This window comes from Mycoplasma sp. 06067-C1-B144P-99-0482-3, from assembly GCF_051053925.1.
In the GTDB taxonomy this organism is placed as follows: Bacteria; Bacillota_I; Bacilli_A; order Mycoplasmatales; family Mycoplasmataceae; genus Mycoplasma; species Mycoplasma leachii.
Window position 1 is genome coordinate 432,390 of sequence record NZ_CP144017.1, and the last position, 20,523, is coordinate 452,912.

Sequence of the window (20,523 nt, forward strand, 5' to 3'; positions counted from 1 at the left end):
AACTTATGAGATCAAAAATTTACATAAGTATGTTTTTTTGTTTTATGCTTAAACTGGGAAACGTAGGAACTAGCTACACCAGCTCCAAGTGATTTACCAATTAAAATCACATTTTTTAACTTATTTTTATTAATAAAATCAATTAGTAAATCAGCAAATTGTTCAACACTAACTTGGTGATCTTTAATAGGTTTTATTAAATTAGAACCCGGAAATTGCAATGCATAATAATTTGATTTTGTTCAAAAATTACTAAATGCACTTAAAGCAGTTAATTTAGAATTAAAACCATGACAAAATATTATATTTTCTTGATCATTATTGTTGTTTTTAAAAACAAAATCATAATCATAAATAATTGACATAATATTTTTAATTAATTAATAGTTATTTCAATAATTTCAGAAGCTAAAGCAGTTTTGTTTGGTTTAACTCTAATTTCATAAGTTCCTGATTCTAATTTTTGTATTTTATTATTAGTTATATTAATTCAAGTGCTATTTTGATTTTTTAATCTGTATTGCATTTTATCATCTACACTAGTCAATGTTTTATTAAATACTTTAATATTAGTTGGATTATTTGATAAAAGTAATATATTCATTTTCATCAATTCTAATTTTTGGTTTAGGTTTAACTGATTTATTTATATAACCAAAACTCATTGTTAAAACTATTTGCTCATCTTCAACTATATATTGCTTGTCAATAAAAAAACTTTCTAACACTTTAGCATTAAAACCACCAATTATACAACTATCAACATTTAAACTAGCAGCGGCTACTGTAGCTATTCCAGCAGCAATATGAGCTGTTGTTCTACTTCAATGATCTAATTCATTTAATTGAGCTAATCTATTTGTAGCATTAATTACATTATTTTTAAACTTATTAGCAATTTCAATTTGATTTTCATTAAACATTTTATTAACAGTTTTATTAATAGTATGATTTAAAATTTTATTAGCTTTATCAGAAACAAACAAAATTACTTTATCAGCATTAATAAAATTTAATTGATTATAAAATAACGGACTAAGTTCAGATTTAAAACTACAATCTCTGTCAATAATTAACAATCTTAAGTTCATTAAATTAAAAGCACTAGGAGACATTCTCATAGCAGTTAAAATTATTTTTAAATCTTCATCACTAATTTTTTGATTAGGATCAAAATCACGTGCGCTTTTTCTATTTATCATCAATTCTTTTATATATTCTTTTTGCATATTATCCTTCTATTAGAAATCAAAAGTTAATTGTTCATCAACTGATAATGAGTCTAAAATATTAAATTCTTCAAAAATTTTAATTTGAGTTTGTGTAGTTTGTGTTCTGTTTTTTAAATCATTAACTGAAGTAATTGGTTTTGTATTTCTAGCATTAATTATAGAAAGTGCCACTGCTTCTCCTAGTGAATCAATCACATTAAATGGTGGAATAATAATTTTAGTATTATCATTTAAAACATCTACTTTAAATTTAGTAGCTTCAGATTTTTCAAAATCAATATTACTAAATTTAATATTTCTAGCAAACATTTCTAATAAAACTTCATACACAACTTCTAAATCTTCTTCTTTTTTAGAAAGCTTTTCTCCATTTTTTACTTTTTGCTGTTGAGATTTTAGTTTTAATAAGACTGATTCATAGCCACCAAGAGCTGTTTTTAAATCAAAAACATCAGCTTTTGTAGATAAATAAGTTGCATAATATTCGGTTGGATAATAAATTTTATATCAAGCAATTCTATAAGCCATTAATACATAAGCAGTAGCATGTGCTTTTGGAAACATATATTTAATTTTTAAACAAGAATCAATATATCAGTCAGGAATATTATGTTTTTTCATAATATCAATTCATTCTTTTTTTAATCCTTTACCTTTTCTAACTGATTCCATAATCATAAAAGCCAAAGAACTTTCTAATCCTATGTTTATTAAATAAACCATAATATCATCTCTACATCCAATAACTGTAGAAATATTAGCTTTATTATCTTTAATTAAATCTCTAGCATTACCTAACCAAACATCAGTACCATGTGAAAGACCAGAGATTTGTACTAGATCTGCAAAAGTTTTTGGTTTTGTTTCTCTTAACATATTTCTAACAAAACCAGTTCCAAATTCAGGTATTCCAATAGCTCCAGTGATTTCATCATTAATTTTATCTGAAGTTAAATTTAAAGCCTGTAAAGATGAAAATAGTGAATAAACATTTTTATCATCTGTTGGAATAGTAATTGGATCAATATTTGTCAAATCTCTTAGCATTCTTAAAGCAGTTGGATCATCATGACCTAGAATATCCATTTTTAATAAATTATCATGAATTGAATGAAAATCAAAATGAGTTGTTTTTCAAGTTGAACTTAAATCATCAGCTGGATAATTAACTGGAGTAAAATCTTCAATTTCATACTCATTTGGTAGAATAATAATTCCACCTGGATGTTGACCAGTTGTCCTTTTTACTCCTTGAGCTAGTTTTGCTAATCTATTAATTTCAGTTTTTCTTGGTAAATTTGTATCTTTTTTAGTTTCTTCAAAATAAGTTTTTACATAACCAAAAGCTGTCTTTTCAGCAACTGTTGAAATTGTTCCTGCTCTAAAAACATTATTTTCACCAAACATTTTTTTAGTGAAATTATGAGCTTGGTTTTGATATTCTCCAGAAAAATTTAAATCAATATCTGGAACTTTATCACCATCAAAACCTAAAAAAGTTTCAAATGGAATATCATGACCATCCCCAATTAGTTTTTCATTACAATTAGGACAATTTTTTGTAGGTAAATCATATCCACATTTATAAGTTGGATCAGTATCAAAATCTGAATATTTGCAATTTAAACATCTATAATGAGCTTTTAAAGGATTAACTTCTGTAATTTGAGCCATAGTTGCTACAAATGATGAACCAACTGAACCACGTGATCCTACTAAATATCCATCATCATATGATTGTTTAACTAATAAATGAGAAATTCAATAAACAATAGCAAATCCATGTTTTGTAATTGAGCCTAATTCTTTTTCTAATCTTTTTTCAACAATATCTGGTAAATTTTCTCCATACATTTGTTTTGCTGTTTGATAACATTTATCTCTTAATTTTTCATTAACATTAGCAATTTTTGGAGTAAATAATCCATCTTTAATAGGAATGACATTGACATCAATCATTTCATTAATTTTATTAGAGTTAATAACAACTATTTCATAAATCAAGTTTTCATCTTCTAATCAACTAAATTCTTCTAACATTTCATTAGTTGTTCTTAAATATTGATCAGGATAATCTTTAACTTTGTTATTAAAATCAAATAATGGATGTCTAATTCCACCAAGTCCTTTAGCATTAATATAAACTTCTCTAATTTGTTTTAGTTCAGGATTTGTATAATGACAATCACTACTTGCTACAATTAGTTTATTTTCTTGTTTTGCTATATTAATAATATTTGTAATTACTTGTTTTAATTGATCTAAATCTAATGAATCATTTTGTAATAAATTTTTATAAACACTAATTGGTTGAATTTCAATATAATCATAAAAACTAATTGCTTGTTTTAAATTTTCAAGTGTACTAGTTCTAGCTAGTTCAAAAATTTCACTATTAACACAACTTGAACCAAATAATAAATTATTATTTTTTTTAACTTCAATTAAATCACTTTTAAAAATTTTTGGAGATGAATAAAAATTAGTAGTATGTGATTTTGTTACTAATTTATATAACTCTTTTAATCCTGCTTGGTTTTTAACTAAAATGTTTGTATGAAAACCTTTATTTTTGTGATAATTTAGATTATTGATATTATTTAAAGGATTTATTTTATCTCAATCACTATCGATTGTGATTTTAGTTTTTTTTCTAGTTTCATCTAGCATTCTTTCATAAATATCAGCTAATATATCAGCATCATAATCTCCACGGTGAGCAACACTTGGATCATATGAAATATTTACTCTTTTTGCTAGTGAACCTAATCTGTGTGATTTTAATTCAGGATAAATAATTCTTGAGATTGTTAAAGTATCAATAATAGTGTTTTCTAATTTTCCATAACCTAGTTTTTCAGATCAATGTGATAAAAAAGTATAGTCAAAATTAGCATTATGAGCTACTAAAATAGCATCTTTTATTATTTGATTAATTTGTTTAAAAGCAACTTCAATTCCTGGTTTATTTTCTAACATTTCTTCATTTATATTAGTTAGTTTTTTAGTAAAATCTTTTAGTTTTGCTTTTGGTTTAATTAAAATATCTATTTTTTTTCTTTCACCAGTTTTAAAGTTATATTCAATAGCTCCAAATTCAATAATTTCATCTAATTCAGGACTTAGTCCAGTAGTTTCTAAGTCAAAAAAGACCATTTTAGCATCTTTTAAATTTTGGTTTTTAGGATTTTTAACATACCATAAATCATTATTTAGCATATTGATTTCTAAACCATAAATAGCTTTAATTTTATTCTGATCATCACGCTTTTTATTAACTGAATTTAAAGCTTTATAAATATCTGGAAAAGCTTGTACGTTAGTATGATCTGTAAAAGCAATTGCTTTATGATTTCAATTACTAATTAGTTCTAAATAATCAATTGGATCACTAACTCCATCCATTACACTCATTTTAGTATGAGCATGCAGTTCAACACGTTTAGTTTTAGCATCATCAGTTCTACTTATAATTTGTTTATTAATTTTTTTAAAATCATCAATATAAAAAATTTGTTCTTGATCATATAAAGATAAACTAGTTTTTCCTTTAACACTAATTCAATCATTTATTTTTATTTTACTTTCTTTAATTTCTTCAACATTTTTAGAATTTAATTGTTCATCAGTTAAATCATCAAACTCACATAATGCATCACTTTTTGCAAAATACATACATCTAATTGATGATTGATAGTCAGTTATATCTATATAAAAAATCTTTCTACCTGTTTTTGATAATTTAAACTCTTTATTAATCACAACACCTTGAATTACAATGTTTTGTGCATCATCTTCAACATCTAGTAATGACTGATAACTAGGTTTATCTAAATTAGTTCTTTTATTTTTATAACTATTAGTAGGTAAACTTGGTTTTTTTTCAACTTGTTTAATTACTATTTGTTGTTCTATATTTGTACTATATTTTTGTTCTTGTTGATCTAAAGCATCTAAACTAATTTCTTTAACATTTATTAAATAACTAAGATTTTTAAACCCAAATTGGTTTAATTTAGTTAAACAATAATCTAATTCTTGACTAATATCATTTTTAGTTGTTTGACTACTTACTGTAAAAATTAATTGATTATTTTCTAAGTCAAAATTATAAATATCTAACAATTTTCAAGAAATTCGATTATTAAATAAAGATTTATACATTTTAATAAATTCTAAATATTGACTAATTAGTTGTTTATTAATATCTTGATTTTCTACATTAAGTATTAATTTAAAATTAAAATAATTATTATTTTTTAGTTTATTGTCAATTTGTTTTAAAACTTCTATTGGTAAAAAGTCTTTAATTTGAATATGCAAATAACCTTTGTTTTTAATTTTAGAAATTCTAGGAGTTTCTACTAAAATAGCATCTTTAAAATAAATATAATCAGCTTCACTTAACTTGATATCCAATTTTTTAAAGATGTTTAGTATTTTTGTTTGCATAAAACCTCCTATATTCTATTAAAAGTTAGACTAATATGTAGAATTATATAAATTATAAAAAATACAAAATAAAACGAATCTAATCTATCTAAAATTCCACCATGTCCTGGAATTAAGTTAGAAAAGTCTTTAACATCTATACTTCTTTTAATATAACTAAAAACTAAGTCTCCAAATTGAGTAAATAAAGAAATTAAAATAGTTAAAAAAATATAGACTAATAACATTAAAGTAACATTATTATTTAAAAGTAAATCAAACATTCCTATAAAAGGAGCGAAATTTCTTGTCCAAGGAACAAAAAAGATTGTTAAAACTCAAATCAAGTTGATTATAGTACTTAAAAAAAATCCACCAATTGCTCCTTCTCAACTTTTTTTAGGACTAATAATTGGAGCTAGTTTATGTCTACCAAATCTAATACCAAATAAATAAGCAAAACTATCTGTTAGAATAATAGTTGCTCAAATTCAAATAATTGAACTAAATCCATACAAAATTACACCATTTGTTTTTAAAAAACCTAAAAAATTAATTGCTTTAAAAGCAAAAATCATAATTAATAAAACAAATAAAATTTTAGTCACTTGAATAATATTTTTATTACAAAACTTCATTAAAAAAAATGTTGTTAAAAATAAATATAAAATAATACCAATTATTATTAAATATCAATATTCTTTTAAGTTTAAATTATTATAAACTGGAATTTTAGATTCAATACTACTAAAAGGAATTCAAAACAAAACTACTGTTAAAATTTCAAGAAACAACTTTTGGTCAAGATTTTTTATGTCAAATGAAATTAATAATTCTCTTATTGATAAAAATAAAACAGCACTACTTAAAATTAGTGAGATTAAATTATAAGCAGTTAAAAGACGAAAAGAACTATTATTAGTAAAATAATACAATATTGGAAAAGATAAATAAAACCCTAATAATAATACTAAAATAGTTGCTGAAATTAATCTTGTTTTTAAATTTTTTTTAATTTGCTTAATACTATTTTCATCTTTAGTAATAATTGTATTCATATCTAATTTGTCTTTCTAACTAGATTATATTTTATCATCTTACTATATATTTTTAATTTAGCTTATAAGTAAAAGATAAAAATAAAAAAGAACACTTAACTTAGTGTTCTTAATTAATTTTGTTCACTATTTAAATAATCATAGTTATAGTTAGAAGTAATTTTAACTATAACTACTAATATTATAAATTATTAATTTATTTTTGTAATTTTATTAAAATTCTTGGTGATGAAGTTAGCAGTTTGCACCCAGTTTTAGTTACTAAAACATCATCTTCAATTCTTACTCCTCCAAGATTTGGAATGTAAATTCCTGGTTCAATAGTAATAGTCATATTTTCTTTTAAGACTTCACCACCTATTGAACCAACACTTGGCTCTTCATGAATTTCTACACCAATCCCATGTCCAAGTCCATGATCAAAATATTTTCCATACCCTTTTTTATCAATATAATCATAAACTTGTTTATGAATATCTCCAGCAACTACTCCTTCTTTAACTAAACTAATTCCTAAGCTTTGAGCTTCATAAACAATATTATAAATTTCAACTAATTTTGGATCAACATCACCTATTGCAATTGTTCTTGTTTGATCTGAACAATATCCATTATAAAAACAACCCATATCAATAGTGATTAATTCATTATTTTGAATAATTTTTTCACTAGGAACAGCATGAGGCATACTTCCATTTACACCACTTGCAATAATAGTGTCAAAACTAATTTTATCTGCACCAAATTCTAAAAATTTGTCATCAATAAATCTTTGTAATTGTTTTTCACTAATTCCTGGTTTTATAAAATCTAGTGCTGCTTGAAATACTTGATCTGTAATATCACAAGCTTTTTTAATATTTGCTATTTCTCATTCATCTTTAATCATTCTCATTTTTGAACAGTTAATTCCTACTAAATTAAAGTCTTTAAATCAATGATTTTTATATGCTTCATATTGACTAAAATAAGTTCAATCAGATTCAAATGCTAAAGTTTTAATATTATTTTTATTTAAAATTTCAATTAAATCATCTTTTAAACTTCTTGAAAAATGATGTAATTGAACATCTTTATTAATTTCTTTACTATTTTTTGCAGCAGTTATATATCTTCCATCTAAAAATAAATGACTTTCAGTTTTACTAATAATTAAATAACCTAAAGAAGAGTGAAATTTAGAAAATCAATATCTGTTTTCAGGAGAATATAAAAGAATGGCATCAGCATTATTTTTTTCTAATAATTCATTAATTATTTCATGTTTAGTCATAATAGTCCTCATTTCTTTATTTTTTAATATTATATTATATTAATTTGAGATGATAATATTTAGTTTTAGTTAAAAACATCAAGATTGATTTAGTATTTTTATTTAATCAATTTCTCTTATAGAATAATATTAATCAATTGCTTTTTAGGAGAAAAAATATGCAAAAAGAAATAATGGTTTCAGGAATTACTCCAAGTGGAACTATGACTTTGGGTAATTACTTAGGAGTAATAAAACGTTTTATAAAATATCAAAGTGAATATGATTTATTTATTTTTATTGCTAACTTACACGCAATTACACTACCTCAAAAAAAAGAAAAATTGAAAAAAAATATTAAAGAAATTGCTGCTTTATATTTTGCTTGTGGATTAGATATTAATAAGACTACTATTTTTTTACAATCAGATGTTTTAGAACATGCTCAATTAGGTTGAATTTTAACAACTAACACTAGTATGGGTGAATTATCTAGAATGACTCAATTTAAAGACAAATCTTTAAAAGCTGAATCAATTAATGGAAAAGGATATATTCCAACAGGTTTATTTACTTATCCAGCTTTAATGGCAGCAGACATTTTATTATATGATCCAAAATATGTACCAGTTGGAATTGATCAAAAACAACACATTGAAATTACTAGAGATATTGCTATTAGAATGAATAATAAATATGGAGAAATGTTTAAAATTCCAGAACCTTTAATTAATAGTGAAATTAAAATTATGGATCTTCAAGATCCTAGTAAAAAAATGAGCAAATCTAGTGATAATCCAAAATCAATAATTACTTTATTAGATTCAATTGATGAAATTAAGACAAAAATTAAAGCAGCAGTTACTGATTCAGAAAATTTAATTAAATATGATTTGATTAATAAACCTGGAGTTTCTAATTTAATTACTATTTATTGTCAGTTAAAAAATATTTCAATTAAACAAGCTGAAGAACATTGAAAAAATAAAAACTATAAAGATTTAAAAGATGATGTAACTCAAGCTTTAATTGATGAAATTATCCCAATTCAAACAAAATTTAAAGAACTATATAATTCAAAACAAGTTGAACAATGATTAGAATTTGGTGCTAATAAAGCTAGACATATTGCTAATAAAAAACTTAATAAAGTACAAAATTTAATGGGATTAAACTATAGTAGAAAATTATTTAAGTTCTTTTTTAATGAGTAATTATAAAAATAATAAATATGATCATAATTAAAATTAAAAAGATCAAAATAAATTCTCATTTATATTTAGATCAAATACTTGGTTTATATGAACTATTAGTAGGACACTTATCATTATTTTTATTTTCTTGAGATTGTTGATTAAATTTTTGAAAAGCTTTTTGTTGTTCAAGTAATCTTTTTCTTTGTTTTAAATAATGATCTAAATCATAAAGTTTATTTAGTTTAAAAGTTGGTGGTAAGTTAATATTATCATTAACTTCTTTTGGTAAAATTCTTGCTTTTAAATAAGTATCAATTTCATCATATAAAATACTTAATTGATATAAATTATTATGTTTATCTTCTAATAAAGAGCAAGCAAATCAGTTCTTTCCAGTTAAAATTTTATGATCATTAATATAAGATAGACATTTAAAATAATCTAGTTTTTTATCTTTAACTGAGTGAAAAAACAACTTGTTTCTCTCATCTTCAAATTCATGATAAGAATAATAGTCATTAATTTTTCTAATCAATAACCTAATTCCGTTTTTAGATAAATTGTTTTTAGTTTTTTGATAAATTTTTATATGTAAAACTAAATGTTCAATTAAATTACAATAAACTAAACGATCAGATTTTTGTTCATTTATATATAATTCTCTATTTTCTTTTGATGATAAATTAGGAATTTTATCTTCATCTATATGATGTATTTCTAAGCCATATCAAGACTTTTTAATTTCTAAGTTCTCACTGATAGTGTTAAAAAATCTACTATATACAATATAATTACCTTTAACTTCTCCATATTTTATTAGCAAAAAAACAACACAAGTATCATAATCAAGTGTTAATAGATTTTCAATATCAATTAAATTAGTTATTGTATTTTCCATATTTTGATTATATAAAACTATTTATAAAATCTTTTATTTTTTAGTTATTAATTAAAACAGTTATTAGGATTATTTTAATTATTTAAACTTAATACTAATAGTAGTTTTTAAAAAACTAAAAGATTTAAAATATCTTAAGTGTTTATTAATAAAAATAAAAACAAGAGAGTATTACAAATTAATGAATTAGAAATATAAAAGAATAATTTATTTTTATATAAACTATATAATTTGTTTATGAGATATTTGTTTTAAAAAGAGATTTATTATGAAATTAAATTTTATTGAAAAAGAATATGAAATTGAACTTTCTAAAAAACGTTGTCAAGAATTGTGAAATAAAGATATTATCTCTACTTTTGAAATTGGAACATGAAAAGGTTTACAACAAATTCATAAATATATTTTTCAAGATGTATTTGATTTTGCTGGAGAAATGAGAAAAGTTAATATTTCAAAAAATAATTTTATGTTTGCTTCTTTATTATTTTTAGATGATAATTTAAAAAAATAGATAAACTACCTGAAAATACTTTTGATGAGATTATTAACAAATATGTTGAAATGAATATTTGTCATCCATTTAGAGAGGGTAATGGTAGATCAACTAGAATTTGATTAGATTTAATATTAAAAAAAAGATTAAAGTTAGTAGTTAATTGAGAGTTTATTGATAAATATAGCTATCTTTCAGCTATGATTAGATCAACTGTTAATCCAGCTGAATTAAAAGAACTATTAAAAAAGCATTTAACAGATAAAATTAATGATAGAAAAACTTTTATAAAAGGTATAGTTAAATCTTATGAATATGAAGGATATTATATTAAAATTTAACTACCAAATAACTTGAAAGTCCATTTAGGACTTTTTTATATAAAAAATTATTTTATTAAGAACTTTCCGTTAAAACCACTATAGAAATATATGAAAAATAGCTGAAATGCTATTTTTTTTGCCTATTTTGCTAAAATATCGATAAAACCTAGGATTTTTATAGAAAAAAATATATAAAAAAACAGCTAAAAACTATAGAAAAAGAACGAAAAATATAATACAATTATAGTGACTAAAGCACTACATAAGGAGAAGGAAAATGCCTATACCAAAAGAGATATTAGCTGTCGAAAGACCAAAAAATACAAGAGTAAAGAAAAATGGAAATAGATATGATGTTATTAAAAGAACAAGTGTTTGAAAAAATGGAAAATCTGTTCCTGTAGAACTGGGTAAAATCGGTGAAATAATAAACTTTGAATATGTAGAAACTAAAACAAGTAGACTCAACTTTGCTTTGTGTGACATAAAACAATTCGGAAGAACTGAAATTGCTTATAAATTATCAAAAGATGTATTTGAAGATCTTTGCAAAGTTTATAATCCTTCAGATGCAAAAATAATTTATGCAATAGCAATTATTAGAGCAGCTTATGGAAATATCACTAATCGAGAAATTAATAGAAAATATCAATGTTCATTTTTCTCTGAACAATTTCCAGGTATAGGACTTTCATCTAGTAACATTTCAAGGTTTTTAGAAAAGTTAGGATATAACTACAAATGCATCAAACAATTCATTCAAAATAGAATCGATACTGTTTCTCCTGGGTCTACTATTGTAATTGATGGTATGTTAAAAAAATGTAGTTCTAAAAGTTCTGATTTTACAAAATGATTGTGAAAAGCTAGAACTAAAGGGGTGCAAAACATTTCTGTTCTATATGCTTTTGACCTAAACAAAAAAGAACCCATTGCAAGTAAGGTTTTTCAAAGAAACACACTAGATACAATGGCGTTCAATAGATTTATTGATGAATTTTCACTAAATAATTGCTTAATCATGGGAGATAAAGGAATTCTTTCTAAAGAAAGTTTAGATAAATTAAATACTCAAAAGAAAAATGTTAAAAATCTTTTCCCTATTAAAAGAAACGATAAAAGAATCAAAGCTTTAGAGTTATCTAAATATGAAATGACTTTCAATTCTGATGAAGATATTATTTTATGTAAAAAAGCAAAACTAGATCAAGGCGAATTTTTATATTCATTTAAAAGCACAAATGACTACAGCCAAGAAAGAAGAGCTTATTTAGATAAAGTTAATCGTGAACAAAGTTTTAATAACGAACTTTTACAAGAAAAAGAAAATCTTTTTGGAACAATTACTTTTATTTCCAACGAAGATTTATCTTTAAAACAAATATATGATCTTTACAAAACAAGATGAGAAATTGAAGAATTTTTCAACTTCTATAAAAACATTGTTGAACTGGATTTTGTAAGAGTACAGCAAAACACAAGTGTAATTGCTACTGAATTTATAAACTTAATAAGTTCTATAATCACTTCAAGAATGAAAAAAGAATTTGAAGAAAAAGGATTAACAGAGAGATTCTCGTTTAATCAAATAATGGAAAGATTAAGTTCAGCTAATAAGTATTTAGATGGTACAACTAAAAAATGACACTATACAAGTGAAAAGAAATATACTGACAATATTATTGATATTTTAAACCTATAGTGGCAAAAATGATAAATTTCTTATTTTATCTATTAGATGTAAAAATAAATTAAAAGACATATAAAGACAAAATACATTAAAGAATTTGAAGTTGTCAAAATAAAGTTTTTTATTTTTTAGTGATTCAATTAGTTTTAAAAAAAATTTAGTTATATTATAAGACATTAATTAGTTCTTCATTTAAATCATTAATAATATCATAGTAGCGTTTTTGAGTTGTAATTAAATAAAATATAACACCACTTATAACAGTTCAATATAGTTATTAAATTGTTTAGTTATTAGACACTGCCACTAATAATTGTATTTTTAATTTGTTTTTTATCATCAATTCATTTAACAAAATTACTTAGTGTTTGTTGTTTTTTTAGTTTCTAATAGATTTTAAATTGGTTGATAAGAAATATTTATACAATATCGAATGAATTAAATATACTTCAACTTTTTCATTGTTCAAAACTTTACTAAATAAATTATTTATAATGATATGTATTTTAAGTATAGCTTGATATATTAACATTTTTTTTATTTTTCATTACTTATAAAATGACTAATTTATTGTATATGAAAAAAAATGCTTTAAAATATTATAGTTAAATAACAAATTAGTAATATAAATTAAATTCTATTCAAGGAGAATAATGGTGTATTTTTTAAAAAAGAAAAAAAACAAGATTTTAATGTATGCATTAATAGCTAGTTTAACTACTTCTTTATCATTTGGTTCAGTAATCTATTATTCTATTTCAGATGCTAATATTTCTTTTGAAACTTCTTCAAATGGAATAACTGATGCTGAATTAACTCCAATTAATAATGCAACCAATGATGCACTAATCTCAAATAGAGATAATAAATTAAAACCAAGTTCAGAAAAAGTCATTAAAGAATCTGATAAGACTAAAGAAGATAAATTAATAATTCCTGTTAAAAAAGAAAAAGAACAAGATGTAGCAAAAGTTCAACCTAAGCCTGAAATCAATAAACCTGATAGTCCCGCAGTTAGACAAACTACTAGTAGATCAAAAACTAGGATTACAATAAATGGAGTAAGTGTTGAAGCTGAGATTGAAGGACCTCCAGGTTTTTATGTTCATAAACAAGATATAGATAGAAAAATAACAAATCCTACTAAGCCTTATCAAAATCATACAGTTGGTAAAATTATTAGTATTGAAGTAACTGATGAATTGAGAAAGAGTGTTTTAAATAATGTATTATCTGCTCCTGACGGTCATGAAGATAGAGGTGCAGGCTTATTTAATAACACATTAATGCAGGTATTTGATAGTGAGCTGAAAGATGCTTCAGATGTGATAAAGGCTTTAGAAACATTAGAAGCAATTGGAAAAGTTAATTCAGAATTTTTTAAAAATAATATAGAACGCTATCAAAAATTATTAGATTCTTCTAGAGTGTCAGAATTTTTAACTGAAAAAGGTCAAAAAGAATATCCAGAATTAAAAGGTAAATTCAAAACTAAAACACAAGAATACATTTGATTAATTCATAATTTAGATCAGAAAAAATTCACTACAATAGCTTCTAGATCAGAAAAATATCTAAAAGAAGGTTTAACAATTTCACCAAGAAATGCTTTTATTAACGAGAATGGAGAAATTGACTCTTATTCATGAGGTCCACCTGGAGAATATAATACTGTAACTGCTAGAATGCAAAGAGATAATTCAACTTATAGAGTTTTTGACTATGATGCATGACAAACAAGAAGTCCTGGAGATATTGATAGTGGCAATTTTCCCGGTTGAAAAAAAGAAAATGTAACTTCTGAATTTACAAGTAAGTTTAATTTTTCTGATGGAGAAGGAATTACAATAAGTAGATTAACTAGAGAAAAACAAACTGAATCAACAGGAAAAATAAATACTGGTTTAGTTTTAGAATTAGATGTTTCTAATCCAAATGCATATAAAAAAGCTCAAAATTTAATCAAACAATTTAAAGGTCATACTGAAAAAATTACTTCTTATAGAATTAAAAATATGGGTGATGTTGATACCTCTCAAAGTTTTAAACAAATATTAGATGAACTTCCTGAAGAAATTCCACAACTAGAGCTATTCTTTTCAGATAAAGCAACAAATACAGCCAGCCTAATTGCTTTAGAAAATAAAAAAATTAAAGAATTATCTTTATATACTAATGGAAATTCACTAAGAAATTCTTGATCATATAATCCGTTATCCTTTAGAAATACAACATATATTAACAATTTAGATTACAATGTTAGTTATGATTATCCTAAGCACGAAAAAATATCAACAAGAATCACTTTTAATACATTAGCTTTTGATAAAGATGATTATAAAAATGATCAAAATTATCAAAGAATCAATGATGGATTAAGAATGGTTTATTATGCAAGAAACAATGAACCATTTTTCCAAGGAGCATTTGGTCCTGGACTTACTCCTGATAAAAAAATAGGAGATAATAGTTATCCATCTAAATTAGACTTTTCTAGGGTAACAGGTATTAAATCATTAAGAGGTTTAATTTTTCATGATGAATATGATTCATCAAATAGATCTAGAAAAATTACTGAATTAACTTTATATAATAATGAAGATTTTTTTGAAATATCTGCAGATGAATTAGATAAAGCTAATTTAGAACATTTATCAACTGGAGAAGGAAGTCCTGAAAAACCAAAAATTAACTTTAGTAACGGAAGCTCAACTAGAGGAATAAGAATAAGTGGTTCTAATCAGTTATCTGAATCAGGTAGAAAAAATCTTGAAAAATACTTTGAATATAGTGAAAGCTTAAAATTTGCTGGTAAACAAATTCAAGTTGATTCAAGTTCAAATCAATTAAAAGAACAATTAAAATCATGAGGGTATAGTGTTTCAGATTCAAACACTAGATCATTTACTTAATTTTAAAGGAAAGATAAATAATGAAAAAATTTAATAAATTATTAATGTTAATTTCTTCATCAACTTTACTTATTCCACTTACTTTACTTATTTCTTGCAAACCACAAACTAAAAAAACTATTAATAGACCTTTAAGTGATAATGAGTTTATAAATTTAGTTGATTCTATTAATAATGAAAATGATATTCTAAAGTATGCTGATATTAAGTTTAAAGATCCATCAGGTGATTTGATTAGTAAAGAAAGTGTTTTACCTACAAGATTAAGTAATAATGATATATTAATCACTTTTAAAGATAGATATGAAAAGCAAGTTAATGCTAGTGTTACTAATATAAAAATTGAAGATTCTGATAATCCATTTTCTGTAGTAAATGATGCTACTGTTTTTATTGAATTTAAAAATGCTTCAACAAATAAAGCGAAAACTAAAAATTTTAAAATAACTGGTTTAAATACTAAAAATACAGTTGATAGATCTGGTCATAAAGTAGTTGATGAGTTAGCTTATTTTAATGGTGAAACAGGTTATACTAAATATACAAATATTAGTCAAAAAGAAAGATTTAAATTTGATAATGATAAATACATTTCTAGACTGGAAGCCGAATTTGGTGGATCTAAAGGTTCTATTGATTTAAAAAGATTTAGAGGTTTAGAAGCTAGTGATAATGATATTAAAAGCTTTGATAAACAAGCTGAATCAAGCAATTTTGATAGTTATTATAATGCTGCATTAAAGGGGTTTACCTTACCTGTTTATAAAGATGGTAAAGTTGATGGATTGAAAATCAATGATGCTTCAGAAACTATAAAAGGTCCTTCGCCAATTGATTCACTAGGTAGAATTGAAAAAGCAAAAACTAATGGACTAGCTAGAACTATACCAAATGAAACATATAAGACAGCTGCTATTCAAACTTTTCAAGTAAGTTTTAAAGGTTGAAAAGATTATGCTCAAGAAATAGCTGAGGCTGAATATTATATAAATCTATTTAATAAGTGAAGTGATAAACAGATTGAAGCTTATATTGCTAGACAATTATGACAATTAGAACAAAATCTTAAATATGACTTAAATTTAGTAGAAAAAGATATTGCTACAACTGATCCTGAGTTAACTACAGTAATTAAAGGCTTTAACGATAAAAAAGAACAATTAAAAAAAGATTATGAAAAAGAAAAAGAAACTTTGTCTTCTTTAAAAAGAGATGGATTAGTTAAATGGCAAAGAGAAGAAATTGAAAAATATAAAAAGAAAAAAGAAGAAAAGATTTTTCAAACTTCTGAATCTGGAACTATGTGAATAATGGATTATCTTACTGAAGATAATAGTAAAATTCCAACCAAGTTTTATTTTGGAACAAATTCACACGTTGCTAAAGCTATAAAAAATGATCTAATTTCAGTATCATTAACTAGAATTAATTCTGATATAAATGTTGGTCAAACTTTTAATATAAACAGTTTTGATAAAAACTTTACAACTTTTACTTTTGAAGCACAAGAAAATAAAAGCAAAATTAGTGATGCTGTTACTGCTATTTATCATGCAACTGACTTTATAAAAAAAGAAAGTAGCCCAGTTGAATTGCTAGAAAAAGAACAAAAAGAAAAATATAAAGATGCTGGAATATTTGCTGATTTTGCTGTTATTGAAATAGATTTTGAAAAACTATTAAAAACAGATGATTACAAACGTTCTATTTGAAATGAAAAAACTGAAATTTCTGATAAATCTCCAAGTGATCAAGAAGAATTAATTAAAAAAATTACTAATGATTATCAAAATAGTAAATCTAAAGTTCAATTTGAATCTAATTCGCTGTTAGAAGATCAATTCTATAATACATTTGATAGAAAACTTGATTTTAATCATAACAAACCTGAAGATGTAAAAAACTATAAAGATTTAAATAGTTTTTATATTTTAGGTTATCCTTCTTCAAAAGAAGATTATTATTTAGAAAAATACTATGACCAAAAGCAATTAGATTACCAAAAATATGATTTTTCATTATGAGTAAATAGTGAATATAAATATTATAAAAATATAGTGAAAAAAGAAGGTTATACTAGTTCATTTAAAGATTATGAACTAGAAAAAGGAAATTTCTTATCATATCAAATTGGATATAGATCATTTATAGATAAACCAGGATTAACTGATGCATTTTTAGCAGTTCATAGAATCGGTAATGATTTATATACACTTTATGATGAAAAAGAAAAGAAAGTTAAACATTACTTTAATTATGGATTAGAAATACTACCAAGATTTTATGCGCCAGCTGGTGGAGCTTCTGGGTCTAGTGTTAGAACAAAAGATAATAAATTAATTGCAGTATTTCACGCAGCAAATTATGTTGCAAAAACTGGTTTAGCTGCTGCATTTAGATCTAATGGTTATGATTATAATAATCTATTTGGTAATTATAAATTAGGTCAATATGATTTAATTTATGGTGGTGGAAAAGATCAACAATTAGGAAGATCTTATAGAGAAGTTATGAATACTAAATACAATAATAAGAAGAGCGCATTATTTAGTAATGGATTCAATGAAGTTCCTGAAAATTTTAAATTTAAAGATAGCAAAGCAAAATAATATAAATCACAAGATCTTTTAGTTAATTACCAAAAGATTTTTTAATTAAAATTTTAATATTGAATATCTTAAGTTAGCTTATGTGTTTTTTTTAATTTTTTATATTATTATAAAATGCTAAACAAAAAGAAAAACTATATTTTATTTCTAAGGAGAATAAAAGTGTATTTTTTAAAAAAGAAAAAGAATAAGATTTTAACGTATACCTTAGTTGCTAGTTTAGCTACTTCTTTATCATTTGGATCAGTAATTTATTATTCTATTTCAGATGCTAATATTTCTTTTGAAACTTCTTCAAATGGAATAACTGATGCTGAATTAACCCCAATAAATAATCCGATTGATGATGCAATAGTTTCAAATAGAGATAATAAACTAAAACCAAATCATGAAAGAATTATTAGAGAAACTAATAAAAAAGATCAAGACAAACTAATAATTCCTAAAAAAGAAGAAAAAGAAATAAAAGAAGTGGCAAAACCCGAACCAAAACCAGAAATTATTAAGCCTGAAACTACTATAAATAAACCAAGTAGAGCTAAAGTAAAATCTCAAATTGTTATAAATGGAGTTACAGTTAACGCTGAAATTGAAGCACCTCCTGGATTTATTGTTCATGATCAAGACAAATCTAGAAATATTGCTAATCCAACTAGACCCTATCAAAACCATATAGTTGAAAAAATATTAAGTATTGAAGTAACACAAGCATTAAGAGATAGTGTTGTTAAAAATTCATTAACTGGTGGTGAAGGTTATGATAAAGGTGCTGGATTATTTCAAAATACACTAACTAATGTCATTTCTAGAGAAATTGAAGAAAATAAAGATAATATTCATAAGGCCCTAGAAAATCTAGAAGCTATTTCAAAACAAAATTCAGATTTTTTTAACTCAAGTATTGAACGTTATAAAAGATTATTAGATTCTAAAAATGTAATAGAATATTTAAAACCAGAAGCAAAAATACAATATCCTAAACTAAAAGGTGAATTTAAAACTAAAACACAAGAATATCTTTGATTAATTAATAATTTAGACCATTCTAAATTTACCAAAATTGCTTCAACTTCAGAAAAATATTTAAAAGAAGGTTTAACAATTTCACCAAGAAGTGCTTTTATTAATGAAAATGGTGAAATTGATTCAAATGGTTGAGGACCACCTGATGCATATAATACAGTAACATCAAGATTACAAAGAGATAATTCTACTTATAGAGTTTTTGATTATGATCAATATTATAATAGATCATCAGATAGAATTGAAAATGGAACTTATCCTGGTTGAACTAAAAAAGATGTTACAAATGATTTTACTTCTAGTTTTGGTTTTTCAAAAGACGATGGAATCACAATTAGTAGATTAACTAGAGATAACAAAACTAATGCTGAAGGAAAAATTAATTCAGGATTAGTTTTAGAATTGGATGTCTCAAATACAAAAGCTTATGAAAAATCTAAAGAATTAATAGAAAAATTTAAATCACATTCTGAAAAAATTATTTCTTATAGAATTAAAAATATGGGTGAAATTAGTTCAGATCAAAAATTTATTGAGATTTTATCTGCACTGCCAGAAGATATTCCACAACTAGAGCTATTCTTTTCAGATAAAGCAACAAATACAGCCAGTTTAATTGCTTTAGAAAATAAAAAAATTAAAGAATTATCTTTATATACTAATGGAAATTCACTAAGAAACTCATGATCCTATAATCCATTAGCTTTAAGAAATACAACTTGAATAAATACAATTGACTACAATGTAAGCGCTCAATATTCATCGCATCAAAAAATTACAACTAGAATTACTTTTAACACTTTAGCATTTGATCAAAAAGATTTTGAAAATAATAGTTACCAAAGAATCAATGATGGATTAAGAATGGTTTATTATGCAAGAAACAATGAACCATTTTTCCAAGGAGCATTTGGTCCTGGACTTAGTCCTGATAGATCATTAGGTGATAATAGTTATCCAACTGGTTTAGATTTTTCAAGAGTAACAGGAATTAAGTCATTAAAAGGGTTAAGATTTGATGATGAATATAACCCATCAAATAAACCTAGAAAAATTGCTGAATTAACATTATTTAATGATAATAGTCATTTTGAAATTTCAGCTGATGAGTTAAATGATGCTAATTTAGAACATCTATCAACTGGAGAAAATAGTCCAATTAAACCAAAAATTAAATTTAGTAATGGTAATGCTACTACAAAAATTAGAATTACAGGAAACAATATAACAGAAAAAGGTCGTCAAAATTTAGAAAAATATTTTGATTATAGTGATAGTTTAAAAGTTGGTAATAAACAAATTGAAGTAACAGATACAAGTGGACAACTTGCAAATAAATTAAAAGATTGAGGTTATAATGTAACTCAAGCTTCAGATAAACAATTTACTTAATAGAAAAAATA

The 20,523-nt window shown here is 23.8% G+C and carries 12 protein-coding genes and 2 pseudogenes; 7 read left to right on the forward strand and 7 right to left on the reverse strand.

Features of this window, described 5'->3' with window-relative positions:
• Nucleotides 1-68: 68 nt before the first annotated feature.
• The 6 genes and pseudogenes from V2P32_RS01965 to V2P32_RS01990 all read right to left on the reverse strand — a co-directional run.
• A pseudogene (locus V2P32_RS01965) lies at nt 69-365 on the reverse strand (alpha/beta hydrolase); the annotation flags it as partial.
• Between the two features lie 11 nt (nt 366-376).
• Nucleotides 377-598, reverse strand: a pseudogene (locus V2P32_RS01970) (hypothetical protein); the annotation flags it as partial.
• Complete coding sequence (locus V2P32_RS01975) at nt 579-1,229, reverse strand: nitroreductase family protein (RefSeq protein WP_434343864.1); 651 nt, start codon at nt 1,227-1,229, stop codon at nt 579-581. The pseudogene V2P32_RS01970 and the gene V2P32_RS01975, both read right to left, overlap by 20 nt.
• 12 nt (nt 1,230-1,241) lie before the next feature.
• Nucleotides 1,242-5,684 carry a PolC-type DNA polymerase III gene (locus V2P32_RS01980; protein ID WP_434343865.1) on the reverse strand — a complete coding sequence of 1,481 codons (4,443 nt, stop codon included), beginning with the start codon at nt 5,682-5,684 and terminating at the stop codon, nt 1,242-1,244.
• An 8-nt stretch (nt 5,685-5,692) separates the two neighbouring features.
• The gene (locus V2P32_RS01985) at nt 5,693-6,721 is read right to left on the reverse strand and encodes a phosphatidate cytidylyltransferase (RefSeq protein ID WP_434343866.1); all 1,029 of its coding nucleotides are present in this window, start codon (nt 6,719-6,721) and stop codon (nt 5,693-5,695) included.
• A gap of 196 nt (nt 6,722-6,917) precedes the next feature.
• Entirely contained in the window at nt 6,918-7,994 is a 1,077-nt protein-coding gene (locus tag V2P32_RS01990) for a M24 family metallopeptidase (RefSeq protein WP_434343867.1), read from the reverse strand.
• Between the two features lie 158 nt (nt 7,995-8,152).
• On the opposite strand from V2P32_RS01990, the gene trpS reads away from it, so the two are divergent.
• Nucleotides 8,153-9,187, forward strand: a complete 1,035-nt coding sequence (trpS, locus tag V2P32_RS01995; protein WP_434343868.1) for a tryptophan--tRNA ligase — start codon at nt 8,153-8,155, stop codon at nt 9,185-9,187.
• Here trpS and V2P32_RS02000 read toward each other — a convergent pair.
• On the reverse strand, nt 9,177-10,067 hold the full coding sequence (locus tag V2P32_RS02000) for a hypothetical protein (protein WP_434343869.1): 891 nt from the start codon (nt 10,065-10,067) through the stop codon (nt 9,177-9,179). The two genes, trpS and V2P32_RS02000, sit on opposite strands and share 11 nt — an antisense overlap.
• A 268-nt stretch (nt 10,068-10,335) precedes the next feature.
• Between V2P32_RS02000 and V2P32_RS02005 the strand changes: the two genes are divergently transcribed.
• The 6 genes from V2P32_RS02005 to V2P32_RS02030 all read left to right on the forward strand — a co-directional run bounded on the left by V2P32_RS02005 (nt 10,336) and on the right by V2P32_RS02030 (nt 20,512).
• On the forward strand, nt 10,336-10,581 hold the full coding sequence (locus tag V2P32_RS02005; RefSeq protein WP_434343870.1) for a cell division protein: 246 nt from the start codon (nt 10,336-10,338) through the stop codon (nt 10,579-10,581).
• Between the two features lie 50 nt (nt 10,582-10,631).
• On the forward strand, nt 10,632-10,904 hold the full coding sequence (locus V2P32_RS02010) for a hypothetical protein (RefSeq protein ID WP_434343871.1): 273 nt from the start codon (nt 10,632-10,634) through the stop codon (nt 10,902-10,904).
• A gap of 259 nt (nt 10,905-11,163) precedes the next feature.
• Nucleotides 11,164-12,588 carry a transposase gene (locus tag V2P32_RS02015; protein WP_434343872.1) on the forward strand — a complete coding sequence of 475 codons (1,425 nt, stop codon included), beginning with the start codon at nt 11,164-11,166 and terminating at the stop codon, nt 12,586-12,588.
• Nucleotides 12,589-13,232: 644 nt separating this feature from the next.
• Entirely contained in the window at nt 13,233-15,488 is a 2,256-nt protein-coding gene (locus V2P32_RS02020; protein ID WP_434343988.1) for a putative immunoglobulin-blocking virulence protein, read from the forward strand.
• 20 nt (nt 15,489-15,508) lie between these two features.
• Entirely contained in the window at nt 15,509-18,097 is a 2,589-nt protein-coding gene (gene mip, locus V2P32_RS02025; RefSeq protein ID WP_434343873.1) for an Ig-specific serine endopeptidase MIP, read from the forward strand.
• A gap of 162 nt (nt 18,098-18,259) precedes the next feature.
• Nucleotides 18,260-20,512: a putative immunoglobulin-blocking virulence protein gene (locus V2P32_RS02030; RefSeq protein ID WP_434343874.1), complete on the forward strand. Its 2,253-nt coding sequence runs from the start codon at nt 18,260-18,262 to the stop codon at nt 20,510-20,512.
• Nucleotides 20,513-20,523: the final 11 nt, after the last annotated feature.